This is a genomic window from Bacteroides sp. AM54-2NS (assembly GCF_003602935.1).
Taxonomy (GTDB): Bacteria; Bacteroidota; Bacteroidia; order Bacteroidales; family Bacteroidaceae; genus Bacteroides; species Bacteroides xylanisolvens.
The window spans coordinates 22,538-40,037 of record NZ_QTMZ01000036.1 but is presented as its reverse complement, the minus strand read 5'-3'; the positions used below and the strand labels follow the sequence as shown (position 1 = coordinate 40,037).

The window sequence follows — 17,500 nt, the reverse complement described above, 5'->3', positions numbered from 1 at the left end:
ATAAAATAGTAGAATAAAACAGCTTTAAGACAAACGGATAAAATGTCGAATCCTTATTTTCAATTTAAGCAATTTACAGTGTGGCACGACCAATGTGCTATGAAAGTTGGTACGGATGGGGTGCTTTTGGGAGCTTGGGCTTCGGTTGAGCGCGCGCGCCGGATATTGGATATTGGTACGGGGACGGGCTTGGTGGCTTTAATGTTGGCTCAACGCAGTTTGCCAGACGCAAAGATTGTGGCATTGGAGATAGACGAGGCGGCGGCCGGACAGGCCAGGGAAAATGTGGCTCGTTCTCCTTGGCAGGAGCGGATAGAAGTGGTGCAGGCTGACTTTAAGAAATACCGGTCTTCGGATAAATTTGATGTGATTGTTTCAAATCCCCCTTATTTTGTCGATTCGTTGGAGTGTCCGGATCGGCAGAGGGCTGCTGCCCGTCACAATGATTCTCTAACCTACGAAGAATTGCTGGAAGGGGTAAATAGGTTATTGGCAGCAGACGGACTTTTTACGGTCGTGATTCCAACGGATGTGGTTGATCGGGTAAAGGCGATAGCTTCTATGAATAAGTTGTATGCGATTCGTCAGCTCAATGTAATTACTAAGCCCGGCGGTATTCCAAAACGTACGCTGATTGCTTTTTCTTTTTCCAATCGGGAGTGTGTGATAGAAGAGTTGTTGACGGAATTGGCGCGTCATCAGTATAGTGAGGAGTATATAGCGTTGACGAGGGAGTATTATTTGAATATGTGATATGGATATATGTAAAAAAAATAAGGCTGATACTTGTTATGTCAGCCTTATTTTTTTCTCTATTGTTTAAAGTAGATACATCTTCGGTTCTTCGTATTTATTAAAGTCAGGAGCTGGCTTATCTATTTTCTTGAAGATACGGGTGTATTTTTCTTTTATTTTTATATAATTATCAATCCAATCTTCATAAGATTCAGATGATTTAGAAAGCAAAGCTACTTCCTGCAGAAAAGCTTCATTTGCCAACCTTTCAGTTTCTTCCAAGTTGCCTTTTATATAAGAAACACAAGCATCGGAAAGAAAGTCTTTATTATCTATTTTCTTCCAAATGCGTTTGACGTTATTAGTCATTCCCCAAATTTTAAAGAAAAGGATGATTTGCAGTATTCCAAATGCAATCATCACTATACCTGTAAATTGTATTAATCCTTCCATGATTTATTATTTTGTTTTTGGTAAGCGATCATAAAGCAAATGAAAATCAAAGTCCATGCTATGAAGATGATAATGGATTGGATGTAATATGTCGGATACAAATAATCGGGGCGATTCATGATGATCATTTGGACAAACGAATAAAGGTGGCATAATAGAATTAGTCCTGATCCTATGCTGCCCAATAAAAAAGCTGTTTTCATAAATATTATTTTTTTGTTATACGATCAATTCTAAGCATTTTTAAGTTTGGAAGTTGTTAGTATTCTAATTTTTCGTAAGTACCAGATTCCTCACCATTTTCAATTTTGAGTTTATTATTTGATATTTTACAGTCCAAATAATATGGTGACTTACCTTTTGGGAATACATCATAGATGTAAATCTTACTATCTTCGACTTTGTATTTGAACGTTTGGAAAGAAATGGGATCTGCATTGCTATAAATTCCAAAAGAGCCTTTGTCATCGTCTCCGAAATTTAAAAACTTATGCGAGCCTTTAATGCCTGTCGACCAATTACCCACGATATTGTTTTCGTTAAGCTCGATCCAGTTATCATCATCTTTACTACAGCTAGTTAAGATCAGAATAGCAAAAAGTGTAAATAAAATGTTTTTCATAATAATAATTTATAAGTTGTTTTGTTTTAGCTTGTTTAGTTGTTTCTTCGATGGCTTTTGGAGTTTTTGAGTAAAAAAGAAAACGCTGATAGCCAAGTTTGCAACTTAATTATCAGCGTTTTCTTTTTCGTCGGGGTAGCGGGATTCGAACCCACGACCCCCTGCTCCCAAAGCAGGTGCGCTAACCGGACTGCGCTACACCCCGCTACTTTTTTGAAGGGTTGTTCTTTTCAAAAGCGGTGCAAAGATAGGGAGTATTTTTTAATTAACAATAGCTAAACGAATGTTTTTTATCTATTATTTTTCAATGCCTTGAATCTCATAGCTTTGCGTCTTTACTTTTTTTCTTGGCAGAGATCAAAAGCATCATCGGACGCCGTAATTCATCTTTCATGCCCGGGATGGTATCCAGCAATCTTTCGTCCGGTTGTGGCTCTATAAGTTCGCATATCTCAAATCCGGTTTGAAGGAGTCCGTTTATATACGTAGTCAGCGTTTTGTGGTATTTGACAACTTCTTCGCCCAGAAAGATTGCTGTGCGCCTGCCTTCCGTAAAATAGCGATCTACCGGCCAATGGATAGCTTCCCGTCTTGGTCGTAATACCATTCCTGATTGCCATAGGCTGTAAATACCGGATGTTCTACGGAGAAGACGAAGGCGCCTCCCGGAGTTAGGCAGTTATTGATTTTCCTGCATATATCCGTAAAAGATTCGAGATAATGGAAGGTTAGCGAACTGATGACAATATCATAAGTATCCGGCTGGAAATCAAAGTCTTCGATAGCCATGCATTGGTATTCAATGAGTGGAGAAGGATTCCTTTTCTGGGCTTCTTCGAGCATTTTCTCCGAAATATCAATTCCGGTAACGTGTGTTGCTCCGTGTTCTATCGCATAGACACAATGCCAACCGAATCCGCAGCCTAAGTCTAAAACTCTTTTCCCTGCAAAATCGGGGAGCATTTTCTGCAATACATGCCATTCTCCGGCTCCTTTCAAGCCTTCCACCGAGCGGGACATTTGAGAATATTGACTGAAGAAATCGCTATTGTCGTATTTGTTTTCTTTCATAATTTAATAAGAGGATGAGTTGAATGAAAGCACAAATATATGATTTAATTTATATATTTATAGAAAAGGTATACATAAATCAGGGTAACCGTCTCAAAAGTTTGTTTCATTAGAGCACAGATTTGAATTAAATGCTACGTAGTGAAAAACATCTATCATAAGTATCATTCATTTTAATAGTATTCTCATTATCAAAAGAATAAGTATGATAGATAGCTTTAAAAAAATGTATCTATCATACTTTTACCAGCAAAAACAGGTTATCTATCATCAATAGAATAGTCGAATAAAGGCCCTATATGCATAAGATAGCTTGTTTTTGTTGCAATGAATCCGTATAAATCCGATGATCACGGCTTAATAATCCAACTTTAATGGCGATAAGTATAGCCCACACCTGTAAACCGTGCAGCCCGCATCTGTAGGCTGTACGGTTTGCAGGTGTGGGCTGTACAGCCTGCATACGTGGGCTATATAAATACCACCGTTCCCAATAGATTATTAAGCTGTCAAATACAGGTTATCATCCTATAAAACGTGCATCCCTATGCCTTTAAATGGGTAATCTCACCTAATACTACACTAAAATAGACAAAGTATAGGCATGATAGATAGCTGTTTTTTGCAATAAAAGTATGATAGATACCTTTTTTAAAAACGATCTATCATACTTATTCTTTTGATAATTAGAATTCTATTAAAATGAATGATAGCATGATAGATATTTTTTCACTATGTAGCTATTCAATTTAAATCTTGTATCGGCATGAACAAGTCCATAGTGTGGTATATTGGGGTGTGGTTTCTTTGTACACGAATAATTTGTGAGTATGAACTATCTATCGATGTTTTCTGTTTTATAAATAAGAATTTTAAAATGAAAAGCCTTATGAAAACAAGAAAACAAAAAGAAACAGGTGAAAAAGAAGTCCACTTGTTAGAGCAAAAAGGATATGAAAAAATGGTGAATGAGATTGTCCCCGTTCAACAGGCGGAAGTATATCGCAAGCGACTCATAAAGCAGTCAAAGAAGCTGTAAAGGAGCTAAATCCGGATACAAATAGTCTGGGCAGCAGAGGATGATTTATCCTCTACTGCCCAGATTAATCCATCGTATTAAAGGATCCGGAAGACTTTCGGTGGTTCTCATTTAGGGAAAGTAAGAACAAAACAGCTTCCTTTCCCTAATTCTGATTTTACGTTGATACTTCCGTCATGCAAAGCCATGATCTGTTTGCACAGGCTCAATCCGATACCCGAACCGGATGTTTTGGTAGTGAAGAAAGGAACGAAAATCTTATCCAAAACAGTTGGTAGAATTCCCTCACCATTATCAGATATTGCTAATGTCGGGTTGTCTTTAGAGAAAAACTTTATTTGTATTTCTTTATCTGCTTTCCGCTCGCACGTTTCGCGGGCATTTTTTAATAAGTTGATAAGCACTTGCTCTATCTGTGCACGGTCTGCATATAAATATAAATCGGATGCGGGCATTTCGAAATGAATATACTCTTCCGGAAATAATTTCTTTAAGTCCGTAAACAATTCGGCAACAGATACTTTGGTGCGGACAGGTGTCGGAATACGTGTCAGTCGCCGGTAATTCTCCACAAATCCCAATAATCCTTTACTTCTTCTGTGAATAGTCTGCATGGCTTGCAACATGATAGAATACTCCTTTTCTCCGAGTGATTCGGGGATTCCTCTTTCACTTAATGTTTCCGAAAGAGAGATAATAGGAGTGATGGAATTCATGATCTCATGTGTCAATACACGAATCAGCTTTTGCCAGGCTTCCATTTCATTTCGTTCCAGTACGGAATGGATATTCTTTAAACTAATTAGCCGTTGCTTTTTGCTTTGTGTGGCGAACGCACCTTGTGTGACAAATGTGGTGCAGGAAATTGCCATTTCCAGAACGATGCCATTTTGCTCGATGCGAATAATGGATATGTCATTACTGGTAGAAGCCTCTTGAAGAACTTCCGGAAGTTGTGATAGTTGCCCCAGATGAGTGACTGCTGCCTGATTCATCCATTCGATATGCCCGGTTACATCGGTTACGAGTACGGCGGTATCTACTTTATTCAATAAATTCTCGTAATATTGATGCTTGATTTCTTCTGCCAATAGCTTTCCGCGAAAGTCCTTTAATGCATTAGATAGTTCCTGTGCCCACTCATCCATCATTTTATTTTTAAAAGGAGGATGAAGATTCTGCGTTATATCGTTGTATCGGAGTCCATCCGTTAATTGCCGTAATAAGGCGATTTGTTTGAACTGTATTCGGTAGAGATGTATGCCGACGCCTATTAGAAGGAGAATACAGACGGTAGTACTGAACCATAACTGCCTTTGATACAGCAGACAACTGCTAATGGAAAGTAGAAAGATAACTATGATGTGCAGAATTACTTTAAACTCAAATCGTTTCATAAGCCTAATTTTTCAAGTTTGCGATATAATGCAAAACGGGTAATTCCTAAATATTCGGCAGCACGGGAGATGTTTCCGTTGCTGATTCGGAGTGCTTTCTCAATGGCCTGTCGTTCTAGTTGTTCGAGATTCAGTATCACTTCTTCCTCTTTTTTCTGTTTGGACGTGGTGTGAAAAAGAAAGTTTTCAGGTTTCAGCATGGAGCCGTCTCCTAAAATTACGGCACGTTCTATCGTATGTTGAAGTTCCCTTACATTTCCGGGCCATGCATATTTCAGCAGTTTGTTTTTGGCTTCCCGGGTCAGTCCGTGTATTTCCTTTTTATATTTACGGGTATAACGGTCCAGAAAGTGATCAGCAAGCAAGATGATGTCATTGCCACGTTCACGGAGTGGAGGTATATGTATTTCAATCGTGTTGATACGATATAATAAGTCCTGACGGAAATTCCCGTCTTCCACCATCTGACGGATATCAGCATTAGTGGCGCAGATTAAACGGACGTCAATGGGAACGGTTTGCGTACTTCCCAAACGACTGATTTGCCTTTTTTCGATGGCAGTCAGTAATTTGGATTGCATAGGAAGTGATAGATTGCCAATTTCATCCAGAAATAAAGTCCCGTTGGTTGCTACTTCCATTCGTCCCGCTTTCGATTTCTTGGCATCGGTGAAAGCGCCTTTTTCGAAGCCGAACAGCTCACTTTCAAACAATTGTTCGGGGATACTTCCCAGGTCGATCGTGACAAAAGGTTTGCCGTATCGTGGAGAACAACGATATATTAGTCGGGCAATCACGTCCTTGCCTGTACCGTTTTCTCCGAGAATTAGTATATTGGCATCTGTATTACTTAGTTTATTTATCGTGGTAAACACTTCCTGCATAACAGATGATTCTCCAATAATATCATTCTCCGAAGTATTCTGACCGCTAAGAACTTCCACTTGTTCTTTCAAAATACTGACTTCCTGTTGTGACTGACGCAATCGCATTCCTGAAGTCAGCGTAGCCAGCAATTTATCCTTTTCCCAAGGCTTGGGAATAAAATCAGTAGCACCAGCTTTGATGGCCCGAACAGCTTTGTCTGTATCTGCATAGGCAGTCATGAAAATAACAATAGCCTGTGGGTCAATCTGCAATATCTGCTTTAGACTTTCAAATCCCTCTTGTCCGCTGATGGCATCCCGGCTGAAATTCATGTCTAATAAGATAAGATCGGGATGAAAGGTGGTCATGAAATACTCGATACGGTCAGGGGTAGTAGCTACTTTTATTTTTTCCGTATAAGGTTCCAGTAACAGGTTGAGAGCAAAGAGCACGTCCTCGTTATCATCTACTATAAGTATCTTTCCTAATTTGTTCACTTCTTCCATATCTTATAATCTATTAGATTCCGGGAGCAAAGATATGGATAAATCTCATGTGTTGTGTGTGCGATTGCGCACTAATTTTGTGCGTATATGCACACACAATCAACTGAATGGATATTGATAAATTGTTGAATGATAGTGATTTATGCAAATGGCACATCTTTTGAATGATGAATAACAAATAAAGCCAACGAATGAATCTGAAATTAATCTTCATATATCTCGGACTATTGTCGACAGAATTATTGATTGCTCAAAATCAAATTACAGAGTTATCATTGAAGCAAGTCATAGAAATGGCCCGTATGGAATCTCCCGATGCACAAACGGCACGTCACAGTTTCCGTTCTGCATATTGGAACTATAAATATTATCGTGCCAATTATCTACCGTCTTTAAGTTTGACATCCGATCCGAATCTGAACCGTGCCATTAATAAGATAACGATGGGGGACGGTTCGGTAAAGTTTGTCGAACAAAATTTATTGAATACGGATTTAACCTTGAATCTTTCACAGAATTTATCCTGGACTGGTGGTTCTTTCTTTCTTGAAACCTCTGCTCAACGTATGGATTTATTCAGCGAACATAAATACTCATGGCAGACTTCCCCTATTATGATAGGTTATCGACAGTCTCTTTTTGGCTACAATAGCCTGAAATGGGATAGACGGATAGAACCTGTACGCTATCAGGAGGCAAAGAAAAGCTACGTAGAGACACTCGAACTCGTATCAGCCAATGCGATTCATAAATTTTTTGCCTTGGCCACTGCCCAAAGCGATTACGATATTGCTTCCTTTAATTATGCCAATGCCGATACACTTTACCGTTATGCACAAGGCCGTTATAATATAGGTACCATCACAGAAAATGAAATGCTACAACTGGAACTCAACCGTTTGACGGAAGAGACGAATCGCATGAATGCCCGTATTGAAATGGATAATTGTATGCAGGAACTCCGTTCCTATCTCGGTATTCACGAAGACCGGGATCTGCGTGTTCTTGTCAGTCCCCAAGTTCCGGATTTCAGTGTGAACCTGAATGAAGCACTGGTTTTAGCTTACGAAAACAGTCCGGACATACAGACGATGGAAAGACGCAAACTGGAAAGTGAGAGTGCAGTTGCGAAAGCCCGTGCCAATGCTGGCCTGAAAGCAGATATCTATCTCCGTTTCGGATTGACGCAGACTGCTGACAAACTGCCCGAAGCTTATCGAAATTTGTTGGACCAGCAATACGTGAGCATCGGCATTTCTCTTCCTATCCTAGACTGGGGGCGTGGAAAAGGACAGGTACGAGTAGCCCGTTCCAATCGTGATTTGGTGTACACACAAGTAGAACAGAGCCGGACAGACTTTGAACTGAACGTCCGTAAACTCGTCAAACAATTCAATCTGCAAACGCAACGTGTCCGCATCGCTGTCCGTACAGATGAAACAGCCCAACGAAGAAGCGAAGTGGCACGCAAACTCTACCTATTAGGTAAATCTACTATTCTTGATTTGAATGCCTCTATTTCAGAGAAAGACAGTGCTCGCCGTAACTATATTTCGGCTTTATATAATTATTGGAGTTTATATTACACACTCCGTAGCATGACACTATATGATTTTGAGCGAAATACGATGCTGACAGAAGACTATCATCTGCTGATTGAATAGAGAACAACGAAAAGTCAGTAAAGAATAGAAATTGAACCATAGCTAGTAGAAACTTGTAAAACACCAGATAATTTCATGGATATAAAATTAGAAAAGAAACCGTGGTACATTCGTTACAGATACTATCTGATAGGAGGGATATTGTTTGTCGCCTTCCTGATTTATGTGATTACTTTGTCTTTAGGTCCCAGAAAACTGCGGATAGATGCCGAAGATATACAGATTGCAGAAGTAAAAGTGTCTAATTTCATGGAATATGTGGACGTGGAAGGGCTCATTCAGCCTATACTAACCATCAAGATCAATACCCGTGAAGCAGGAAGTGTGGAAAGAATTGTCGGTGAAGAGGGAAGTTTGCTTCAACAGGGAGACACTATTCTTGTTCTTTCCAATCCCGATTTGCTTCGTAGTATTGAAGACCAGCGCGACGAGTGGGAAAAGCAAATGATTACCTATCAGGAGCAGGAGATTGAAATGGAACAAAAAAGTCTGAACCTGAAACAGCAAGCCCTTACCAACAACTACGAATTGGAACGCCTGAAAAAAAGCATCGCTCTCGACCGCGAAGAATTCCAGATGGGCGTGAAGAGTAAGGCTCAATTGCAGGTAGCAGAAGATGAATACGGCTACAAAATGAAAAATGCAGCCCTGCAGCAAGAGAGTCTGCGGCATGATTCTGCCGTTACGATGATACGCAAGGAACTGATCCGTAACGACCGGGAGCGGGAACGGAAGAAGTATGAACGTACTTGCGAACGGTTGAATAGTTTGGTGATTACAGCTCCCTTGAAAGGCCAGCTTAGTTTTGTAAAGGTCACTCCGGGGCAACAGGTTTCCTCTGGTGAAAGTATTGCTGAAATAAAAGTATTAGACCAATACAAAATCCACACTTCACTTAGTGAATATTACATTGACAGGATCACCACCGGATTACCGGCTACAGTGAATTATCAGGGAAACAAATATCCGCTGAAAATAACAAAAGTGGTCCCCGAAGTGAAAGACCGTATGTTTGATGTCGATCTTGTCTTTACAGGAGATATGCCCGATAATGTACGAGTTGGCAAGAGCTTCCGTGTGCAGATTGAATTGGGACAGCCGGAGCAAGCACTCATTATTCCGCGAGGCAACTTCTACCAGTCTACAGGCGGACAATGGATTTACAAAGTAAATACATCAAAGACAAAAGCAGTCCGTGTACCATTGAGTATTGGTCGCCAAAATCCGCAGCAATATGAAATAGTAGAAGGTTTACAGCCGGGAGATTGGGTAATTACAACCGGATATGATACCTTTGGGGATGCAGAAGAGTTGATTTTGAAATAAACACATATAATTTATGATTTTACATTATATAAAAGTAGCATTTAGAAACTTGTGGAAGTACAAGGCGCAGAATATAATCTCTGTCATCGGATTGGCAGTAGGACTACTGTGTTTCAGCGTATGTATGTATTGCAGCCGTTTTGTAGAATTCACCAATCATTGTTTTGATAATTATTCCCGCATAGCAGAACTAAATTTTTATAATGAACAGACTGGGGATTATTTTTCCGGTACACAAGTAGCGTTATCCGAAGAACTTCGTACTTGGGCTATGGGCGAAGTGGAAGCGATTTCCTGTATGGCATATTCCCGTGAGCGTTCTTTTCTGGTTGAACTATCTTCGGATAAATCATTGCCATACGATCTTGAAATCATGGAAGTAGATATTCTATACGATAAAGTCTTTACTCCACAAATAGTAGTTGGTAGCTGGCAGACAGCAAGTCGGATGCCGAATGCTGTTATTATAAGCCGGTCCACTGCCATAAAGATATTTGGTCAGGTGGAGACTGCCATTGGCAAACACCTGACTCTAACAGAACGGCTTTATACTTCTCCGGACAGTACCCCGAAGGTAGGAGGTATTGTGTACACAGTGCAAGCTGTGATGGAAGATATTCCGCTGAACAATGGTTTTAGTTTTATGTGTCATATCGATGCATTGGTTATCAACGACAGTGAAGGACTTTTTCAGAGTCCGAAACGTAATGATATAACGGGGGCCCGGACATACGTTTTGTTATCTCCGCAGGCTGGCATTACCGGTTTGGAAAAACAATTTTCCAAGCGCGACTATACTTATACCTTATATAACCAGACTTATACCGTTGTTGCCCGCTATATAGGAGACCTATCGCAGGAGAAAGGTGCTTATATTCTGGGATGGGTCACCGGAATCGTCGGCACATTGATATTGCTGGTCGGATTGATTAATTTCTTTCATTTTCTCATCGGCTCTTTCCTGAATCGCACTAAGGAATACGCTATAATGAAAATGCTTGGCGCTGACTGGAAACGGCTGTTCTGCCTGTTATTAATACAATCTTTGATTGTCGTATTTGCATCCTCGTTTCTGGTTGTATGGGGTGTGGAGCTGATTGGTGATAGAATGGATTTTTCTTTACCAGGTCTCACAATGAATTTCCCTTCTGAAACACTTCTAAAGCATATTCTGCAATACATTGTTTTGCTTGTGTTACTTTGTGTGGCAGTCTGCTTGCTCGTCTCTGTCCGTATTCGCAGATTTTCCATACAAACAGGTATATATGGAGGCCAAAAGCGTCGTGGGAAACAATGGGGACGTAACTTTATGCTTGGCATCCAATTTTTAATTTGTTGGGTATTCGTAGCGCTGACCGCCAGCCTGTTCCTACAATCGGGAAAGATGACTGAAACCTTATTCCATACGTTAAGTCAGGAAGATAAAGAAGCGATTCTTAGTATATCGCTGGACTATTCATTCCTAGAGAATAAAGAGAAACTAGAAATGGTGGAACGTTTCAGGCAGCATGCCGGTGTGAAAGATATTTTGTTATCTGACATATCCTATACTCACGGAGTATCCGGAAACTTATTAATGACGGAGAAGGGAAATGATAACTCTTGGATTGATATCAATGTAATGTGTGTACCATTGAATTTCTTCACCTTCATGAACATTCCGATGACGGAGGGTAGGACGATCCGGACAAAAAAGGATCTCGTAATGGATGAAGTTTGGCAGAAAAGACAAAAGAGAGATATCATCGGAATGAACTTCTACGACTGGACCAATGATTTTACCGTTTGTGGAGTATGCGCCCCCTTTCAGACAGATGTACATAATCATAATGGCGGATTTGCTTTCACGCTTTATGATTCTTCCGAATACGTAGGGCACTGCTATGTGAAATGTTATCCCGAACAGCAAAAAGAAGTAATTAAATGGATTGAGACTATCCGTCGTGAAGTGCTGCCGGAGAATATTCCCTCCCAGGTACGTACATTTCAGGATGATTTGTACGAAGTGCAGGCACTGGAATATATCCTGAAAGACATCATTTCATTTTTTGCAATTGTAAGTATTATCATTACCCTGTTGGGAGTGTATTCCAGTATTACGCTTGATACAGAATGGCGCCAGAAAGAAGTTGCCATTCGCAAAGTGAACGGAGCTGGAATATGTTCTATCATCTGGTTATTTGCACGTTTGTACCTGATTTTGCTGGTAGCGACTGCCGCCATCGCTTTTCCGCTCATTTACGTGGTATTGCAACTGTGGAAACAAATGTACACCGTATTCTTTAATGATGGAATATTATACTGGGGAAGCATATTTGGGGGAGTAACCTTATTAACAGTAATCACCATTATTTTTAAAATACTGAAGATTGCACGTATCAATCCCGCAGAAGTAATCAAAAACGAATAAAAATATAATTCTAAAACAATACAGTTATGATTAAGACCATTAACTTACAGAAGATTTTCAAAACGGAAGAAGTAGAAACTTGGGCGTTGAATAACGTCAGTATCGAAGTGAAACAAGGCGAATTTGTAGCATCATGGGGCCCTCCGGCTGTGGTAAGTCAACATTGCTCAACATTTTGGGGCTGCTCGATAACCCGACAGGAGGGGAGTATTACCTGAATGGAACGGAAGTCTCTCGGTATACCGAATCGCAACGTACCAGTCTTCGCAAAGGTGTGATAGGGTTTGTGTTTCAGAGCTTTAATCTGATAGACGAGTTGAATGTATACGAAAACATCGAACTACCTTTACTCTATATGGGTATTTCCGCTTCCGAACGGAAAAGGAGGGTAGAGGCAGCTATGGAGAGAATGGCTATCACCCATCGTAGCAAGCATTTTCCGCAACAACTCTCCGGTGGTCAGCAGCAACGCGTCGCTATTGCCCGTGCCGTCGTGGCAAACCCTAAACTGATTCTGGCTGATGAACCGACCGGTAATCTGGACTCCAAAAACGGTAAAGAAGTGATGGGACTGTTGAGCGAACTGAATAATGAGGGAACCACCATCGTCATGGTGACCCATTCACAACATGATGCCGGTTATGCCGACCGTATCATAAACCTGTTTGACGGACAGGTGGTGACTGAAGTTAGTATGTAAACACAAGCTATCAATAAAGAATATATCATGATAAAACACTATCTGAAAGTAGCCTTTCGCAATCTGATGAAATACAAGACACAAAGCCTTGTCAGTATCATTGGACTGGCAGTCGGCTTCACCTGTTTTGCGCTATCGGTATTATGGATTCGTTATGAGATGACTTATGATACTTTCCATAAAGGGGCTGAACGTATTTATATGGTACGTGCACATTATACTGATATTCCGGAACATATATCCAATTCAACTCCTTACCCTTTGGCAGCCTATCTTCAGGAAAAAATGCCGGAAATAGAAGCAAAGGCTACTACTTCTATACATCAGAATGTGAAAATCCGCATGGAAAATGATGAGTATGAAGTAGTAATGGCTGCGGCAGATTCTGCTTTTATGAACTTCTTTCATATACAGTTACTGAAAGGAACTGTCAACTTCTTGAAAGAAAATAATCCTGAAATTGCAGTAACGGAAGAGTTTGCTAAAAAGCTTTTTGGTAGTGAGGATGATGCTTTGGGAAAAGAAATGGAGGTAAACGGACGTTCCCGTCAAATAGGGGCAATTGTGAGTGGATGGTCCCGCCATTCCAATATTCCGTATAGTGTATTAGTCGCAGCCAGGCACAGTCCTCGATGGAAAAGTGGTCCTGAACAATTATTTATTCGTGTTCGTGCAGGGATGGATATGGATACATTCTGGAAAAAAATAAGTACCATGGATCTTTCAGATATTCAAAAAGAGAGTGAACTTTCGGATCTTCTGATAACCCGGATTTCAGCTTTGCGTTATTCTGATTATGTTTCCAAAATCGATGTTGTCATTTCCTTCAGCTATATTTTCTATTTTTCCTTAGCTGGTGGATTAGTTATCATCTGTTCACTATTCAATTACCTGACTCTTTATATCAGCCGGCTTTATATGCGCAGTCATGAAATGGCACTTCGTAAAGTGAATGGTGCCAGTAATAACGCTTTGTCCGTTCAATTTGCCATTGAACTGTTGATGATTTTGTGCATAGCTTTGGCGGGTGGATTATTGATGATAGAGATAAGCATGCCTTATTTCTTGAATTTCACTCAAATAGAAGCTGATTCGTATTATGGGGAAATCATTCTATATCTTCTGATTGTAATCATTCTGTCTTTCCTGTTTGCACAAATACCATTGTCTTACTTTCGTCGCCGGACATTGCAGGAAGCAATAAAAGGAAAGGGGGGATCTGCGAGACCTTACTTGTTTCGTAAGACAGGCATTGTGATACAGTTAATAGTCAGCCTTGTTTTTATCTTTTGCACAGTAATGATTATGAAGCAACTTTACTTCCTGAAGAATACTGATTTAGGTATGGAGCGTCATAATATAGGTAACGTTGCCTTATGGAATGGAGACATCAAACAATGGGAAGAGAAAATAAAAGCTTTACCCATGGTAACAGAAACGTTGCCTCCCTCATATTTCCCGATTATTCCTACAGGTCCGATGATGTATATCGAAATAAATAATTGGATGATCTTCTCAAAATATCGGAGGAATCTCTCACTATCGGTATGATGCCTGCCAAAGAAGATTTTTTTGAATTTTACGGCTTGAAGTTATTGGAAGGTGAGTTTATATCAGATAAGAATCAAGGGAATGATGTCGTGATAGATGAAAATACATGCCGGAGATTTGGTTGGAAACAGGCCTTGGGAAAAAGTTTCTATTATGAGTGGAACGGTCAGCGTAGTGCCTATAAAGTTGTCGGAGTGGTAAAGAACTTTAGTTATCGCTCTCCTACAAGTAAACCGGGGCTTATTGCATTTCAACATCCCAAGGCACAGGAGTATCTGCTGAATCGAGCCAGTATCCTTTTTAAATTTAGAGAAGGTGCCTGGAATGAATGCCGTGAAGCAATAGAGAAACTGTATAAAGACGAATTTCCAAATGCTTATATGCGATTGTTTAATGAAGAAAAGGAATATGATAAGTATCTCCGCTCCGAAGATGCATTGATGAAATTATTGAGTATCGTATCATTGACATGTGTTATCATCTCCATATTCGGAGTCTTTTCATTGGTTACTTTATCGTGTGAACAACGTCAAAAGGAAATTGCTATACGTAAAGTGAACGGAGCACAGGTCTGTCATATCCTGCGTATGTTTTTCCAAGAGTATTTGTTGTTGATGACCATATCTGCCGTTGTTGCATTTCCGATAGGATATGTGGTGATGAGTCATTGGATCGAGAGTTATGTAAGACGGACAACAATGGATGGTTGGATATATATAAGTATTTTTGTTGTCGTAGCAGTCATCATTTTACTTTGTATCATTGGACGAGTGTGGAAAGCGGCGCGACAGAATCCGGCAGAAGTAATCAAAAACGAATAATAAAATAACAATATCATGATAAAACACTATCTAAAAGTAGCCTTTCGCAATCTGATGAAGTATAAGCCACAAAGTTTTGTTAGTATTATCGGATTAGCAGTTGGCTTTACTTGTTTTGCGCTATCGGTATTATGGATTCATTATGAAATGACTTATGATAATTTTCATGAAGGAGCTGATCGCATTTATTTGGCAGGCAGTAGCTTTCATCTTTATGGAGACGGATTTACCTATAATTCATCTAGTTTTTTAGCTGATTATTTGGCAAAGAATTGTCCGGAGATAGAGAAAGTATGTCGCATTTATTATGATTGGGATGAAAAAAAAATTAAGAATGAGGATGCCGAGTTTGTGGTACGACGTATAGAGGTAGATTCAAACTTTATTTCAATGTTCAATATTAAAGTATTGGATGGAGATAACCATCTACAGCTAAAAAAGGATGAAATTGCTATAACAGAAAATATGGCAAAGCGAATATTTGGGAAAGAATCTCCGATAGGTAAACACTTGATTTTAGAGGAAAGTAACGAAGAAAAAATAATCGTTGCAGTTGTAAAGTCATGGGAAGGACACTCTTTGTTTTCATTTGATATATTATTGCCATTTCATGATACAAACCCCAATTGGGGGAACCAACGATGCCAAACGCTTTTTCGTATTTATCCCAACTGTGATATAGAAGCATTGAAACAGAGGTTGTCAGAATATGAAGTACAACAAGATGGCCATAAATATCCAAATTCTACGCTTATTGCTCCATTATCCACACTGCGGAGTAGTCATCCGAGGGAAGATGTGAATGTGAAGTTGAATCATATTTGTCTTTTTGTATGTATTAGCGGTTTGGTTATAATTTGTGGAATATGTAATTATTTAACAATGTTGATAACTCGTATCCGGATGCGTAAACGTGAGTTAGCGTTGAGGAAAGTCAATGGTTCATCAAATGGTGGGTTACTCACTTTACTTCTTACAGAACTTGTCTTATTACTAATTTTATCTTCAGGAATAGGGTTGGTATTGATAGAGCTTATCCTACCCACTTTTAAACGTTTGTCACAAATTGATGAGGGTACTTCATTTTTTTATATTGAAGTATTTGTTTATATACTATCATTGATTGCCGTGACAGTTGGTTTTGCATCTCTGCTTATACGATACATCAGCAGGCGAACTCTACTTAGTAATATAAACAAGAAATCCAATCTTCATCTCTCCGGCTGGTTTTATAAGAGTAGCATTTTATTTCAGCTGTTTATCGGTATAGGCTTTGTTTTTTGTACTCTGGTAATGATGATGCAACTTCATTTTTTACTAAATACTAGAGAACTTGGAATAGAACGGCATAATGTAGGAGCAGTTGTTTATTGCTCTGAAAATATCCCTTTCAAAGAAATTGTAAGTCAGATACCAGAGGTATCAGAATGTTTGAATGGTTTTCATACACCTATTCCTAAGATGTTTTATTCAATATATAGGGTAAAGGAATGGGATGGAAAGGTCGCTGATAGTGAACAATATATTGAATTGGAAGATGAAACGATTAATCAGGACTATGCCGATTTCTTTGGAGTAGAGGTGTTGAATGGAAGTATGCTGGATGAAAAGGATGGAAAAGATATGGTTGTTATAAATGAAGCTGCTATGAAAGCTTTCGGATGGACACAACCGATTGGAAAGAAAATGGGAAAATTAGGAAAGCAATGTATAGTGAAAGGTGTTATTAAAAATATTTCATATAATGCTCCAATACATCCGGTAGCTCCTGCTATGTTTCATTTACCAGATAGTAGAGACAGAGGAGGTATTATATTCAAAGTGAAAGAGGGAACTTGGAATATTGTTTCTGAAAAGATAAAAGCGGAAGTGAATAAAGTTAATCCAAATGCAGAATTGATGTTGTCTAATATTGAAGAAGTTTACGACGCTTACATGAAATCAGAGAGAACATTGTGCAAACTGTTGAGTGTGGTTTCTGCTATTTGTATATTAATTGCGGTATTTGGTATATTCTCGTTAGTGACTTTATCCTGTCAGCAACGTCGTAAAGAAATAGCTATACGCAAGGTAAATGGAGCAAATATAGGAATAATCTTGAATCTATCTTTAAAGAATATTTATTTTTACTTGTACTTTCATCGTTCTTTGCTTTTCCGCTAGGATATGCTATGATGAAGCATTGGCTTGAAAATTATATAAAGCAAACACCGATGGAATGGTGGTTATATGCAGTTATATTTATAGGAATGGGCCTTGTCATTTTCTTAAGCATCATCTGGCGCGTGTGGAAAGCCGCCCAGCAAAATCCAGCAGAAGTACTCAAGAGTGAATAAGA

General features: G+C 39.4%; 8 protein-coding genes, 1 tRNA gene and 5 pseudogenes. 8 read left to right on the top strand and 6 right to left on the bottom strand.

Annotation, left to right across the window (positions count from 1 at the left end; translation table 11 throughout):
• Positions 1-42 precede the first annotated feature (42 nt).
• Positions 43-753 (top strand): methyltransferase, encoded by a 711-nt coding sequence (locus DXA05_RS19060; protein ID WP_008640182.1) that lies wholly within the window; start codon positions 43-45, stop codon positions 751-753.
• A 66-nt stretch (positions 754-819) separates the two neighbouring features.
• Here DXA05_RS19060 and DXA05_RS19055 read toward each other — a convergent pair whose 3' ends face one another.
• From DXA05_RS19055 to DXA05_RS19035, 4 genes and pseudogenes are all read right to left on the bottom strand, one after another.
• The gene (locus DXA05_RS19055) at positions 820-1,188 is read right to left on the bottom strand and encodes a hypothetical protein (protein ID WP_008997447.1); all 369 of its coding nucleotides are present in this window, start codon (positions 1,186-1,188) and stop codon (positions 820-822) included.
• A 259-nt stretch (positions 1,189-1,447) separates the two neighbouring features.
• The gene (locus DXA05_RS19045; RefSeq protein WP_008022411.1) at positions 1,448-1,810 is read right to left on the bottom strand and encodes a membrane lipoprotein lipid attachment site-containing protein; all 363 of its coding nucleotides are present in this window, start codon (positions 1,808-1,810) and stop codon (positions 1,448-1,450) included.
• Positions 1,811-1,940: 130 nt separating this feature from the next.
• Positions 1,941-2,015, bottom strand: a tRNA-Pro gene (locus tag DXA05_RS19040).
• A 114-nt stretch (positions 2,016-2,129) separates the two neighbouring features.
• Positions 2,130-2,881: pseudogene (locus tag DXA05_RS19035) on the bottom strand (class I SAM-dependent methyltransferase).
• A gap of 889 nt (positions 2,882-3,770) precedes the next feature.
• Between DXA05_RS19035 and DXA05_RS19030 the strand changes: the two are divergent.
• Positions 3,771-3,964, top strand: a pseudogene (locus DXA05_RS19030) (hypothetical protein).
• A gap of 63 nt (positions 3,965-4,027) precedes the next feature.
• Here the strand turns inward: DXA05_RS19030 and DXA05_RS19025 are convergent.
• Together DXA05_RS19025 and DXA05_RS19020 are read right to left on the bottom strand one after the other, a co-directional pair.
• A complete protein-coding gene (locus tag DXA05_RS19025; protein ID WP_049702806.1) occupies positions 4,028-5,317 on the bottom strand; it encodes an ATP-binding protein in 1,290 nt (429 codons plus the stop codon).
• Positions 5,314-6,690, bottom strand: a complete 1,377-nt coding sequence (locus DXA05_RS19020) for a sigma-54 dependent transcriptional regulator (protein WP_049702807.1) — start codon at positions 6,688-6,690, stop codon at positions 5,314-5,316. Before DXA05_RS19020 ends, DXA05_RS19025 begins: the two co-directional genes overlap by 4 nt.
• Before the next feature lie 191 nt (positions 6,691-6,881).
• Here DXA05_RS19020 and DXA05_RS19015 point away from each other — a divergent pair, with 191 nt between their 5' ends.
• The 6 genes and pseudogenes from DXA05_RS19015 to DXA05_RS18990 all read left to right on the top strand — a co-directional run bounded on the left by DXA05_RS19015 (position 6,882) and on the right by DXA05_RS18990 (position 17,498).
• Entirely contained in the window at positions 6,882-8,354 is a 1,473-nt protein-coding gene (locus tag DXA05_RS19015) for a TolC family protein (protein WP_128859502.1), read from the top strand.
• 75 nt (positions 8,355-8,429) lie between these two features.
• Positions 8,430-9,680 carry an HlyD family efflux transporter periplasmic adaptor subunit gene (locus DXA05_RS19010; RefSeq protein ID WP_117684189.1) on the top strand — a complete coding sequence of 417 codons (1,251 nt, stop codon included), beginning with the start codon at positions 8,430-8,432 and terminating at the stop codon, positions 9,678-9,680.
• Positions 9,681-9,693: 13 nt separating this feature from the next.
• On the top strand, positions 9,694-12,090 hold the full coding sequence (locus DXA05_RS19005) for an ABC transporter permease (RefSeq protein ID WP_117684188.1): 2,397 nt from the start codon (positions 9,694-9,696) through the stop codon (positions 12,088-12,090).
• Between the two features lie 26 nt (positions 12,091-12,116).
• A pseudogene (locus DXA05_RS19000) lies at positions 12,117-12,790 on the top strand (ABC transporter ATP-binding protein).
• 27 nt (positions 12,791-12,817) lie between these two features.
• Positions 12,818-15,162: pseudogene (locus tag DXA05_RS18995) on the top strand (FtsX-like permease family protein).
• Between the two features lie 15 nt (positions 15,163-15,177).
• A pseudogene (locus DXA05_RS18990) lies at positions 15,178-17,498 on the top strand (FtsX-like permease family protein).
• Positions 17,499-17,500: the final 2 nt, after the last annotated feature.

What these genes read in the sequence shown, in the direction of transcription:
- DXA05_RS19015 (WP_128859502.1), top strand. Translation starts at nt 6,882, where the DNA reads ATGAATCTGAAATTAATCTTCATATATCTCGGACTATTGTCGACAGAA.
- DXA05_RS19055 (WP_008997447.1), bottom strand. Translation starts at nt 1,188, where the DNA reads ATGGAAGGATTAATACAATTTACAGGTATAGTGATGATTGCATTTGGA.
- DXA05_RS19005 (WP_117684188.1), top strand. Translation starts at nt 9,694, where the DNA reads ATGATTTTACATTATATAAAAGTAGCATTTAGAAACTTGTGGAAGTAC.
- DXA05_RS19025 (WP_049702806.1), bottom strand. Translation starts at nt 5,317, where the DNA reads ATGAAACGATTTGAGTTTAAAGTAATTCTGCACATCATAGTTATCTTT.
- DXA05_RS19045 (WP_008022411.1), bottom strand. Translation starts at nt 1,810, where the DNA reads ATGAAAAACATTTTATTTACACTTTTTGCTATTCTGATCTTAACTAGC.
- DXA05_RS19020 (WP_049702807.1), bottom strand. Translation starts at nt 6,690, where the DNA reads ATGGAAGAAGTGAACAAATTAGGAAAGATACTTATAGTAGATGATAAC.
- DXA05_RS19010 (WP_117684189.1), top strand. Translation starts at nt 8,430, where the DNA reads ATGGATATAAAATTAGAAAAGAAACCGTGGTACATTCGTTACAGATAC.
- DXA05_RS19060 (WP_008640182.1), top strand. Translation starts at nt 43, where the DNA reads ATGTCGAATCCTTATTTTCAATTTAAGCAATTTACAGTGTGGCACGAC.